The organism is Mesorhizobium argentiipisi (SeqCode), assembly GCF_037179585.1.
Taxonomy (GTDB): Bacteria; Pseudomonadota; Alphaproteobacteria; order Rhizobiales; family Rhizobiaceae; genus Mesorhizobium; species Mesorhizobium argentiipisi.
Genome location: NZ_JAPYKO010000018.1, coordinates 36630 through 48731, shown reverse-complemented (window position 1 = coordinate 48731; position 12102 = coordinate 36630). Strand labels below are relative to the sequence as shown.

General features: G+C 64.2%; 10 protein-coding genes. 7 read left to right on the top strand and 3 right to left on the bottom strand.

Annotated elements, in window-relative coordinates; genetic code table 11:
• Positions 1–78: 78 nt before the first annotated feature.
• Both O7A05_RS22860 and O7A05_RS22855 read left to right on the top strand, forming a co-directional pair.
• The gene (locus tag O7A05_RS22860) at positions 79–972 is read left to right on the top strand and encodes a DMT family transporter (protein ID WP_337095208.1); all 894 of its coding nucleotides are present in this window, start codon (positions 79–81) and stop codon (positions 970–972) included.
• A 122-nt stretch (positions 973–1094) separates the two neighbouring features.
• On the top strand, positions 1095–1853 hold the full coding sequence (locus O7A05_RS22855; RefSeq protein WP_224601673.1) for a hypothetical protein: 759 nt from the start codon (positions 1095–1097) through the stop codon (positions 1851–1853).
• A 50-nt stretch (positions 1854–1903) separates the two neighbouring features.
• On the opposite strand, the gene mutL is transcribed toward O7A05_RS22855, so the two are convergent.
• Together mutL and O7A05_RS22845 are read right to left on the bottom strand one after the other, a co-directional pair.
• Positions 1904–3772, bottom strand: a complete 1869-nt coding sequence (mutL, locus tag O7A05_RS22850) for a DNA mismatch repair endonuclease MutL (protein WP_337095207.1) — start codon at positions 3770–3772, stop codon at positions 1904–1906.
• A gap of 45 nt (positions 3773–3817) precedes the next feature.
• Positions 3818–4720 (bottom strand): LysR substrate-binding domain-containing protein, encoded by a 903-nt coding sequence (locus O7A05_RS22845; RefSeq protein ID WP_140634096.1) that lies wholly within the window; start codon positions 4718–4720, stop codon positions 3818–3820.
• A gap of 89 nt (positions 4721–4809) precedes the next feature.
• On the opposite strand from O7A05_RS22845, the gene O7A05_RS22840 reads away from it, so the two are divergent.
• From O7A05_RS22840 to O7A05_RS22825, 4 genes are all read left to right on the top strand, one after another.
• A complete protein-coding gene (locus O7A05_RS22840; RefSeq protein ID WP_337095206.1) occupies positions 4810–6360 on the top strand; it encodes a trimethylamine methyltransferase family protein in 1551 nt (516 codons plus the stop codon).
• 58 nt (positions 6361–6418) lie between these two features.
• Complete coding sequence (locus O7A05_RS22835; protein ID WP_337095205.1) at positions 6419–8068, top strand: ABC transporter substrate-binding protein; 1650 nt, start codon at positions 6419–6421, stop codon at positions 8066–8068.
• Positions 8069–8160: 92 nt separating this feature from the next.
• Positions 8161–8634 carry a DUF3828 domain-containing protein gene (locus tag O7A05_RS22830; protein WP_337095204.1) on the top strand — a complete coding sequence of 158 codons (474 nt, stop codon included), beginning with the start codon at positions 8161–8163 and terminating at the stop codon, positions 8632–8634.
• Positions 8635–8638: 4 nt separating this feature from the next.
• Complete coding sequence (locus O7A05_RS22825) at positions 8639–9229, top strand: YqhG/Tai3 family protein (protein WP_337095203.1); 591 nt, start codon at positions 8639–8641, stop codon at positions 9227–9229.
• Positions 9230–9450: 221 nt separating this feature from the next.
• Here O7A05_RS22825 and queF read toward each other — a convergent pair whose 3' ends face one another.
• Complete coding sequence (queF, locus tag O7A05_RS22820) at positions 9451–9912, bottom strand: preQ(1) synthase (RefSeq protein ID WP_337095202.1); 462 nt, start codon at positions 9910–9912, stop codon at positions 9451–9453.
• A 141-nt stretch (positions 9913–10053) separates the two neighbouring features.
• On the opposite strand from queF, the gene O7A05_RS22815 reads away from it, so the two are divergent.
• Entirely contained in the window at positions 10054–12099 is a 2046-nt protein-coding gene (locus O7A05_RS22815) for an NADH:flavin oxidoreductase (protein ID WP_337095201.1), read from the top strand.
• Positions 12100–12102 lie beyond the last annotated feature (3 nt).

Genomic DNA, 12102 nt, shown 5'->3' with positions numbered 1-12102 from the left:
CCCTCGAATTGGTCGTTTGTCAATTGGCCCGCGATGGCGTTCTCTGCATCCATGACGCAGAAGGACGACGCTACGGCAATGAGCGCGTACACCGGCACGTTGAATGAGACACAGCGCATGGACACGACCGCTGCGGTCGCGGTGACGTTGACGGTCATCGGCTGGGCCTCGGCTTTCCCGGCAATCCGCGCCGGCCTTGCCGCCTTCCAGCCGCTGGAGCTCGGCGCGCTGCGCTTTGCCATTGCGGCGCTCCCAGCCGCCATCTTCCTCGCCGTGAAGCGCCCGGCGCTGCCCAGGATCGACGAGCTGTGGCGCTTTGGCTTCGGCGGCGCCATCTTCGTCGCGCTCTATACCGCCATGCTCAATTTCGGCGAGCTGACCGTCTCGGCGGGCGCGGCCGGCTTTATCATCAATGTCAGCCCGATCTTCACCGCCATCATGGCGATGGCGCTGCTTGGCGAGCGCTTCTCGGTGCTTGCCTGGCTGGGCACCGTCATTTCCTTCGCCGGCATCGGCATCATCGCGGTCGCCGACGGGAACGGCCTGCATTTCAACGCCGGCGCACTGCTGGTGCTGGGCTCAGCGCTTTGTTCCGCCGTCAACACCATCGTCCAGAAGCCGCTCTTTGCCCGCCATCATCCGCTGACGATCTCCGCTTCCAACATGGTGCTCGGCGCGCTCTGCCTGTCGCCCTTTCTGCCGGAAGCGTTTTCGCAGGCGGCGGTCGCCGACACCGCCGGTCTCGGCGCCGTCATCTACCTCGGCATCGTTCCCTCGTTGATCGCTTATGCCGCCTGGGCGACCGCACTGTCCCGCCTGCCTGCCGCGCGCGCCTCGAACTTCCTCTACCTCGTCTCGCCGACCTCCGCCTTGATCGGCTTCTTCTGGCTGGGCGAAGTGCCGTCGCTGCTCGGCATCCTCGGCGGCGCGCTGGCGCTGGGTGGCGTGATCGTTGTGAATTTGAAACGCTAAATCAACGGGTTGCGATCGTTTCCAGACTTGAATTGACAAGTTGGGCTCGGTAACCGGGCGCCCCCCTGTGATGCGGACGTGAGGCAAGCTATCCTGATCCGCCTTTGATGGAGGGGATCGGGATGGGAAGAGGCTTCATTGCCACGGTTTTCTGCTTGCTGATGCTGAGCGGGAAAGCCTTCGCGGGCTGGTACCAGGTGGAAAACTACGAAGGCTCCATCGGACCGAACCCGGTTCACGTCTCCCTGCAGCGCTATGCCAGCTTCGGCAGCGGCATCAGTGTCAAGGGAAGCTATTTCTACGACGCCAAGCAAAGCCCAATCGCGATCTACGGCAAGGCGGAGGGCTCAAAGCTCACGCTGTGCGAGATCGCGGACGACCAGGAATTTCAACGCGTCCTCGTCATGGGGTCGAAAACACCCGTCGACACCACCGGATGTCCTTTCTCTATCGAGATCAGTGAAAGCGGCGCGGCGGGAAGCTGGAGCAAAGGCGTGGACAAATTTCCCGTTACGCTCAGGAAGGTCGCGAGTCTTGACAATACAGGCGACCTGAAGATCGACGGGACCGTCGAAATTCCCTTTTGGGCTGAGACGACCCGCGACAGATTTGCGGGGATTTACACGAAGTCCGACGCCGGCATCTGCATGACGAAAATGCTGGTGATCAACAAGAAGAAAAAGACGGCCGTTCAGGAGATCGGCTTCGACGATGAGGACTGCAACGCCGGTATGTCGACGACGCCCATTTATATGAACGTGCAAAAATGGGTGGAGGCAGGCAAGGATATCATTTCGGTGGAATTTGGAGGCGGCAAATTCGCAGGCGCGAACGACTATGTTCTCAACCCGAAGACAGGAAAATACCACCTCAAGAAATGATATTCAGCGTATGGCGCCGACCCTTGCTGTTGCAACGAGCCAGGGGACGCTCACCGCCGCCCGAACAGCCTTTCGATATCGGCGAGCTTGAGCTCGATATAGGTCGGGCGGCCGTGGTTGCAGGTGCCGGATCCGGGCGTCGCCTCCATCTGGCGCAGCAGCGCGTTCATCTCCTCGGCCTTGAGCAGCCGGCCCGAGCGCACGGAACCATGGCAGGCCATGGTCGCCGCGATCTTGTCCAGCCGCTCCTTCAGCGTCTCGACCGTGTCGTTGTCGGCGATCTCGTCAGCTAGGTCGCGCACCAGTTGCTGCACATTGGTCTCGCCCAGCATCGACGGCGTCTCGCGCACCGCCACCGCGCCGGGACCGAAGCGCTCGAGGCCTAGGCCGAATTTGGCGAGCGTCTCGGAATGCATCGCCAACCGCTCGGCATCCTCTTCCGGCAGGTCGACGATCTCGGGCAAAAGCAGCATCTGCGACGGCACGGCGCGCGAGTGCAGCGCATTCTTCAGCGCCTCGTAGACCAGCCGCTCATGCGCGGCATGCTGGTCGACGATGACGAGCGAATCCCTCGTCTGGGCGACGATATAGTTCTCATGCACCTGCGCGCGCGCCGCGCCCAGCACCATGCCGAGCAGCGCCTCGGTCGGCTCGGCCATGCCGGCGCGGACATCGGCGCTGGCGAGCGGGCCGGTGTCGAAGGCCGCCTGCTCGTTCTCGTCGAAGCCGTTTCGTGGCGCCAGTGCTTCGCCCATGTCGAGCGGCCGCTGCGCCGAGCGCAACGGATCGAAGCCTCCCGGGCCGGAAGCGTGATAAGCGGCCTCGTAGCTGCGATGGCCGTTGGCCGGGCCGGGATGCAAGTAGGGCGCCGCGCCCGGCCGGAATGCCGCCATCATGCCGGCGGCACCCGTCGTCGCCGCGCGGATGCCGGCGCCGGCCAGCGCCTCGCGGATGGCGCCGACGATCAGCCCGCGCACCAGGCCGGGATCCCGGAAACGCACATCGGCCTTGGCGGGATGGACGTTGACGTCGACCGTCGAGGGGTCGAGCGACAGGAAGAGCGCTGTCACCGCATGGCGGTCTCGCGGCAGCACGTCGGCGAAGGCGCCGCGGATCGCGCCGGCGATCAGCTTGTCGCGCACCGGCCGTCCATTGACATAGGCATATTGCTGCAGCGCATTGGCGCGCGTGTAGGACGGGATCGAGACGTGGCCGGCAAGGTGCACGCCATCGCGCATGGCATCGATGGCGATGGCATTCTCCGGGAAATCCTTGCCCATCACCTGCGCGACGCGGGCGAGCCGGCCTTCCGGCGTGTCGCTGGTTGCCGGCAGTTCCAGCGTCGAGCGGTCGGCGCCGGCCAGCGTGAAGCGGACAGCAGGAAAGGCGATGGCGATGCGCTTCACCACGTCGCTGGTGGCCGAGCTTTCGGCGCGCTCGCCCTTCATGAATTTCAGCCTGGCCGGCGTGGCGAAGAAGAGGTCGCGCACCTCGACCGTGGTGCCGCGGTTCGCCGCCGCCGGCTTCACCGCCGAGACGCGGCCGCCATCGATGCCGATCTCGGCCGCGCTGTCGCCGCCGGCCGTGCGCGACCGGATCGACAGCCGCGCCACCGAACCGATCGAGGGCAGCGCCTCGCCGCGGAAGCCGAGGGAACGGATATCGTGGATGTCGTCGGAGAGCTTCGAGGTGCAGTGCCGCGCGATCGCCAGTGCAAGTTCAGGCTCGGGAATGCCCGAGCCGTCATCGGTGACGCGGATCAGGTTCAGCCCGCCGCCGGCGGTGACGATCTCCACGCGCGATGCGCCGGCATCAAGCGCATTCTCGACCAGTTCCTTCACCACGCTCGCCGGACGCTCGATGACTTCGCCGGCGGCGATCTGGTTGATCATCGTTTCGGAAAGCTGGCGGATGGGCATGAGGCGATTATAGGCGGATTCGAACGGCGTAGGGGAGGGGTCAGTTCACGCCTGCGCCACCAGCCAGTCCCTGACCCTGCGGGCATTCTCGCTCAGATCGCGGTTCTTAGGCCAGATGACATGGAAGCCGATGCCGGTCCGCATCACATGATCGGTCACCGGCACCAGCAGTCCTGATGCCACCAGACGCTCCACCAGGTGCCGCCACCCGAGCGAGATGCCTTGTCCCTCCATTACCGCCTGGATCACCAGGGCATAGTCGTTGATGCGCAGGCCGCGCTCGGCATTGCGCAGGCTGGTTCCGGCGGATGCGAACCATTCGTCCCAGTTCGGCGCCTCGCGATAGGGCTCCTCGAGATGGATCAGCCGGTGCGTCGCCAGTTCCTCGACCGTCTTCGGCTTGCCGAATTTGGCGAGATAGCTCGGGCCTGCGACCGGGAAGATCTCTTCGTCGGAAAGCGACAGCGAGTGATAATCCGGCCAGTCGCGCGGCACGCCGCCGCGCACGCCGAGCGGAATCCCCTCGGCGATGATGTCGAGGTCGCGGTCGGCGGTCTGGATACGCAGGTCGATACCCGGCAGTTCGTCGCGGAACTGCTGCAGGCGCGGCATCATCCAGAACGACCCGAAGGCGGTCGAGGCGGCTAACGTCACATGCCCGCCGGTCGCCTGCAGGCGCAGGTCCTCCGCCGACTTGCGGATATGCGACAGGCCGAGCGAGACGTCGGCATGGAAGCGCTCGCCGGCTTCCGTCAGAAGCACCTGGCGGTGGCGCCGCTGGAAGAGCTTGGCGCCGAGCTGCTCCTCCAGCCCGCGCACGGCATAGGAAACGGCGGCCTGTGTCATGCCGAGCTCGCGCCCGGCGGCGGTGAAGCTCGACAGCCGTCCGGCGGCTTCGAAGACGATGAGGCTGCCGGCGGAGGGCAGGAGGTGGCGCAAGCTTCGCATAAGGTGAACTTATACAGAAGATCAGGATTTTCCAGCGTCACAGCCATATTTTGCCTCGCTAACGTGAGTGGCGGGAAGAAGGAGCCTCCATGAACGCACCGGCCGTTGAATTGACCGAACAGACCCACCGCCGCGGCGGTGGCCGTCTTGGCCGCAAGGCGCTGAGAAGCGCGCCGATCGCGTCCTTCCCGACCCTCGTGCGCAAGATCCCCGCTTACGAGATCGTGCCCGACGAGGCGGTGGAGCTGATCCACGAGGAATCGCTCAAGATCCTCGAGGAGGTGGGTTGCGAATTCCGCGACGACGGGGCGATCGAGCTCTGGAAGGCCGCCGGCGCCGATGTCAGGCAAACGCGCGTCCGCATCGACCGCGCGCTCTTGATGGAACTCGTCTCGAAAGTTCCGCCTGAGTTCACGCTCAACGCGCGCAATCCGGAGCGCACCGTGCGGGTCGGCGGCAAGAACTCGATTTTCGTGCCGATGTATGGCGCGCCCTATGTCCGCGACCTCGACAACAAGCGGCGTTACGGTACGCTCGCCGACCTCAACAATTTCCACAAGCTCGCCTACATGGCGCCGGCGCTGCATTCGTCGAGCTCGGTCATCTGCGAGCCGATGGAAATCGCGGTGCCGAAGCGGCACCTACATATCATCCACTCGGCGCTGAAACATTCAGACAAGCCGTTCATGGGCATCGTGACGTCCAAGGAGCGCGCCGAGGACACGATGGCGATGGCCGGCATCGTCTTCGGCGAGGAGTTCGTGCGCGACAACCCCGTGCTGGTGGCGATTACCAACTGCAATTCGCCGCTGGTGTGGGATGCCACCATGATCGACGCCATGCGGGTCTATGCGAGCCACAACCAGCCGTTGATCCTGGCGCCTTTCGCGCTCTGCGGCGCCTCGACCTCAGCCTCCGCCGTCGGCGCGGTGGCGCAGGTCAACGCCGAGGCGCTCGCCGGCGTGGCTTTGACCCAGCTCATCCGGCCCGGCTCGCCGCAGCTCTACGGCCAGTTCATGGTCACCGTCGACATGAAGACCGGCGCGCCGATGGGCGGCACGCCCGAAGCGGCACAGATGATGTATCTGATGGGCGCGCTGGCCAGGAAATACAAGCTCCCGTGGCGCACCTCCGGCTTCCATGTCGGCTCCAAGCTCAACGACGCCCAGGCCGGCTATGAGGCGAACATGCTGATGCATGCCGCGATCCTTTCCGGCGCCAATTACATCTGGCATTCGGCCGGCTGGCTGGAGGCGGGCCTCACCTGCGGCTATTCGAAATTCGCCACCGACAGCGAGCAGCTGGTCGGCTGGTACAAATATGCCGGCGGCGTTCCCTTCGACGATTTCAAGGAAGCGATGGCGGCAATCCGCGAGGTCGGCCCGCAAGGGCATTTCCTCGGCACACAGCATACGCTCGAGCATTTCGAGAGCGCCTTCTTCATGCCCAACATCATGGACTTCAATTCCTTCGAGCAGTGGAGCGCCGAAGGCGCCAAGGACCACGACACGCGCGGCCTCGAAAAGGCGCGCGCCATGCTCGCCGACTACCAGGAGCCGAAGCTCGACGAGGGCATCGCCGAAGGTCTAAGGGATTTGATCGCCCGGCGTGAGGAAAAGCTGCCGGACAGCGTTAGTTAATAGACGATAGTTCAAGCAAAAGGGCAAAAGACCCGCTCAAACCAATGGGAGAAAGAGAATGACACTGTTCAGAAGCAATGGCGACCGGGTTCCGGCCGCTATCGAAGCAATGGCCGAGGAGGCGCGGGCAGGGCGTGTCGACCGGCGCGAATTCCTGGCTCTGGCAAGCGCTTTCGGTGCATCGACGGCTTTCGCCTATGGCATGCTCGGCCTTGCCGCGCCGACCAAGGCGCTGGCCGACGAGCCCAAGAAGGGCGGAACGCTGCATGTCGCGATGTCGGTCAAGGCGCAGAAGGACCCGCGCACCTATGACTGGACGGAGATGGCGAACGTCACCCGCACGTGGCTGGAGCCGCTGGTGCGCTACACGCACCAGTTCACTTTCGAGCCGGTGCTGCTCGAAAGCTGGGACGTCAATGACGACGCCACCGAATACACGCTGCATCTGCGCAAGGGCGTCACCTGGAACAATGGCGATGCCTTCAACGCCGATGATGTGGTCGCCAATCTGAACCGCTGGTGCGAGAAGGGGGCTTCCGGCAACTCCATGGCCGCCCGTGTCGGCGCGCTGATCGACACCAAGACCGGCAAGGCCAAGGACGGCGCGATCACCAAGGTCGATGACCACACGGTCAAGCTGAAGCTCAACGAAGCCGATATCGCCATCATCCCCAGCTTCACGGACTATCCGGCCCTGGTCGTGCACCGCGACTTCGACAAGGATGGCGCCGATCCGATCAAGAAGCCGATCGGCACCGGAGCTTTCGAGCTGGTGTCCTATTCGGTTGGTCAGAAGGCGGTCGTCAAGCGTCGCGAGAACGGCAAGTGGTGGGGCGGCGAAGCGCCGCTCGACGGGGTCGAATTCATCGACTACGGCACCGACTTCAACGCCACGCTGAATGCCTTCGATTCCGGCGAGATCGACCTCGATTTCGAAACGCCGGCCGATTTCATCGACCCGCTCGACAAGATGGACCTGGTGAAGTCGGAGGTCGCGACGGCGACCACGCTCGTTGCCCGCACCAACATCACGCATAAGCCCTATGACGACAAGCGGGTGCGCAACGCGCTGCAGATGGCAGTCGACAACAACCAGGTGATGCAGCTCGGCTATAGTGGCCGCGGCACAGTCGGCGAGAACCATCATGTCGCCCCGATCCATCCCGAATACTACCCGCTGCCCAAGAAGGAGCGCGATGCCGCCGGCGCCAAGAAGCTGATGGCGGAGGCAGGCCAAGCCGACTTCGAGCATGAGCTGATCACCGTCGAGGACGAATGGCAGAAGAACACCGGCGATGCGATTGCCGGCCAGTTGCGCGACGCCGGTATCAAGGTGAAGCGCACGGTGCTGCCGGGTTCGACCTTCTGGAACGACTGGACGAAATATCCCTATTCCATGACCATCTGGTACATGCGCCCGCTCGGCGTGCAGGTGCTGGCGCTCGGTTACCGCACCGGCGAGGCCTGGAACGAGACGGCCTACTCCAACCCGGAGTTCGACGCCAAGCTCAAGGAGGCGCTGTCGCAGATCGATGTCGCCAAGCGCAAGGAGGTGATGAAGGACGTCGAGGCGATCCTGCAGGACTCCGGCGTCATCGTCCAGCCCTTCTGGCAGAAGCTCTACTGCCACATGAACAAGAAGGTGAAGAACTATTCGATGCACCAGACCTACGAAATGGACTTCCAGAACGTCTGGCTGGATGCCTGAGCGCGCCTGGACTTCATGAGCCGCAAAAAAGGCGATATGCAGGATGCATGGCGGCGAGCTTGCCGCCACGCACCGAACCCCGGAGATCCTGCATGAAGCTGGTAGTGCTTGCCGCTGTCCTTTCGATTGCCTTGCCCGGCGCCGCGCTTGCCGGGCCGGCTTCCAACACCGTGAAGTTCTTCTATGTGCCTGCAGTGAAGTTCGAGGCGGACGCCAAATACCGTGACCGTTTCACTGAGCCGGTCACCAGGCTGTTCGAAGCCAACGACAAGGCGCAGAAGGAGAAGCCCGACGAGGTGTCCTGCATCGACTTCGACCCCGGCCTCGACGCGCAAGATTTCGATCAGAAGACCCTATCGAAGACGCTGAAGCTCACCGAGGCCGTCAATGGCGACACCGCGGAGGTGACGGCAAGCTTCAATCTTTTCCCGGAAGGCGATGACTCCAAACGCGAAATGGTGTGGTCGCTGAAGAAAGTGGACGGCAAGTGGAAGATCGCCGACATCAGCTCCAAGACCAACGACTGGAAGCTCAGCGCGCTGGAATGCGGCGCCTCGACGGAGTGATGCCGTGCTTCGCCTTCTCGTCCTCGCGCTGTCGAGCTTGTCGATGCTGGCCGCGGGGCTGAGCGGCGGAGCCTCGGCGCAGCTCTTCGGCCCGCCGCCGCCAAAAGCCTCACCCGACGACAATGCGCCGGCGGATGGTGCGGCGCCGCCTGCCACAACACCGGCGCCGCAAACCGCGCCGGCCGAACCGGTGCCTGCCGCGCCCGTCCTGCCCGGATCGCCGACAGCGGTGGTCAAGCCGTTCTACGAGCATCTTGGTCTCGAAGTCGATCCCGCGCAGCGTAAGAACTTCATCGATCCGGCGAAAACCGTGATCGACAAAAGCGATGCGCTGCGCGTCTCGGGGCAGGGCGAGTGCCTCGACCCCAACATGGCGCTCGACAATGCAGATTACGACAAGCTCGCCATCGACCGGAGCCTGCGCACCATCGAGGCGGTCAATGGCGACGAGGCCAAGGTGGTGGTCGCCTTTGTCGTGGAGGGCCACCAGCACCGGCTGGAATGGAAGCTGAAGAAGGTCGGCGGCGCCTGGAAGGTCTCCGATCTTCTGTCGGTCACCGGCGAATGGGCGCTCAGCCAGTATCAGTGCGAGTGATGGTGGTGATTGAAGATCAGGGCTGGCGATCTTTCGCGCCCCCCTCTGTCCTGCCGGCCATCTCCCCCGCTTGGGGGGAGATCAGATGCCGCGCCGGCTTTCGCCAATCTCCGACGTTGCAGGATAGACCGGGCGCCGAAGCTGCCAATCTCCCCCCTTGCGGGGGAGATGTCCGGCAGGACAGAGGGGGGCGCTGTCCCGCCAGCCTTTCGCAACAAATCTCAACCGCGCCCGCGATAGGGCGCAACGCCGGTGTCGGGCAGCCATACATCCTTGGGCGGCGCGCCGGTCTGCCAGAAGACGTCGATCGGGATGCCGCCGCGCGGGAACCAGTAGCCGCCGACGCGCAGCCAGAGCGGTTTCGTGGCCTCCACGATGCGGCGGCCGATCATCACCGTGCACTCCTCATGGAAGGCGCCATGGTTGCGGAACGAGGTCATGAACAGCTTCAGCGACTTCGATTCCACCAGCGTCTTATCGGGCGCGTAGTCGATGACGATGTGGGCGAAATCCGGCTGGCCGGTGACCGGACACAGCGAGGTGAATTCCGGGCAGGTGAAGCGCACGATCGCCGGCGGGCCGTCACCGCGATTGAAAGGCACGGTTTCCAGGACCGCCTGTTCGGGGCTCTGTGGCGTCTCGACGTGCTTGCCGAGCTGGGTGAGGTTTTTGGCGTCGGTCATGGGCGGGCTCCTTGCTCCCGGCCGTTGGAAGCGCAGTTCAATGCGGCGGGCGCGAAACGAAGGTTGAAAGAAGCGTTGCAGTCCTCACGGGCGCAGCGCGTTTGACCGCTCATTAGCACAATTTGAAACGGCAGGAAGACAATGACCAGCAACGACCCGCTTCTCCAACCCTATCAGCTCAAGCACCTGACGCTGAAGAACCGGGTGATGTCGACCAGCCATGAGCCGGCCTATTCCGAGGACGGCATGCCGAAGGAGCGCTACCGGCTCTACCATGCCGAGAAGGCCAAGGGCGGCATGGCGCTGACCATGACGGCGGGCTCGGCGATCGTCTCGCGCGACAGCCCGGCCGCCTTCGGCAATCTGCATGTCTATGACGATCGCATCGTTCCGTGGCTCGCCGAACTGGCGGACGCCTGCCATGAACATGACTGCAAGGTGATGATCCAGATCACCCATCTCGGCCGCCGCACGGGCTGGAACAAGGCCGATTGGCTGCCGGTGCTTTCGGCCTCGCCGGTGCGCGAGTCGGCGCATCGCGCCTTCCCGAAGGCGATCGAGGAATGGGACATCGAGCGCATCGTCGCCGACTATGCGTCGGCCGCACAGCGCTGCCAGGCAGCCGGCCTCGACGGCATCGAGTTCGAATCCTACGGCCATCTGATGGATGGCTTCTGGTCGCCTTTGACCAACCACCGCGACGACGAGTTCGGCGGCTCGCTCGATAACCGGCTGCGCTTCACCGACATGGTGCTGGATGCGGTCCGCGCCGCCGTCGGCGAGAAATTCATCGTCGGCATCCGCATGGTCGCCGACGAGGATGTCGAAAATGGCATCTCGAAGGAAGTGGGCATCGAGATCGCCAGGCGCTTGGCCTCATCCGGCAAGGTCGATTTCCTGAACATCATCCGTGGCATGATCGAGACCGATGCGTCGCTGACCAAGGTGATCCCGGTTACCGGCATGCGGTCCTCGCCGCATCTCGATTTCGCCGGCGAGGTGAGGGCGGCGACGAAATTCCCGACCTTCCATGCGGCGCGCATTTCCGATGTCGCCACCGCCCGCCACGCCATCGCCACCGGCAAGCTCGACATGGTCGGCATGACCCGCGCCCATATCGCCGATCCGCATATCATCCGAAAAGTGATGGAGGGCCGCGAGCACGAGATCCGCCCCTGCGTCGGCGCCACCTATTGCCTTGACCGCATCTATGAAGGCGGTGAGGCGCTGTGCGTCCATAACGCCGCGACCGGCCGCGAGGCGACCATTCCGCACGTCATCGCGAAGAGCGAGGGACCGAAGAAGAAAGTCGTGGTGGTGGGCGCGGGCGCCGGCGGCCTGGAGGCCGCCCGCGTCGCGGCCGAGCGTGGCCATCAGGTGACGGTGCTCGAAGCCTCCAGCCAGGCCGGAGGACAGGTGCGCTTGGCGACCCAGAATCCGCGCCGCAAGGAACTGATCGGCATCATCGACTGGCGGTTGGCCGAGCTCGACCGGCTCGGCGTCGAGATCCGCTACGACACCTGGGCCGAGAAGGACGATGTGCTGGCGCTGTCGCCGGATGTGGTGATCGTGGCGACCGGCGGCATGCCGCAGAACCCGCCGCTGAGCGCTGGCGACAATCTCGTCACCTCGAGCTGGGATATCATGGCCGGCAGCGTCAAGCCGGCCGAGAACGTGCTGCTCTACGACGACAATGGCGGCCATCAGGGCATGGGCGCCGCCGAACTCATCGCGAACAGCGGCTCCAGGCTGGAGTTGGTCTCGCCGGAGCGTTTCTTCGCGCCGGAAATGGGCGGCATGAACCACGTGCCCTATATGCGCGCCTTCCACGAAAAGGGCGTCACCGTCACCATCAACACAAGGTTGCGTTCTGTGCGACGTGAGGGCAACCAACTCGTCGCTGAGCTGGCATCGGACTTTGCCGAAGGCTGGCGCGGCGAGCGCCGCATCGACCAGGTGGTGGTCGAGCACGGCACCGCGCCGCTCGACGATCTCTACCTTGCGCTTAAGCCTTTGTCGAAGAATGGCGGCGCGGTCGACTATGAGCGGCTGGTGAGTGGCGGCGACATCTTCCCCGTACGCCATCCCGAAGGTGGCTTCGTGCTGTTTCGCATCGGCGACGCGGTCGCGTCGCGCAACATCCACGCCGCCATCTATGACGGCATCCGGTTCGGGATCAGGATTTGAGGG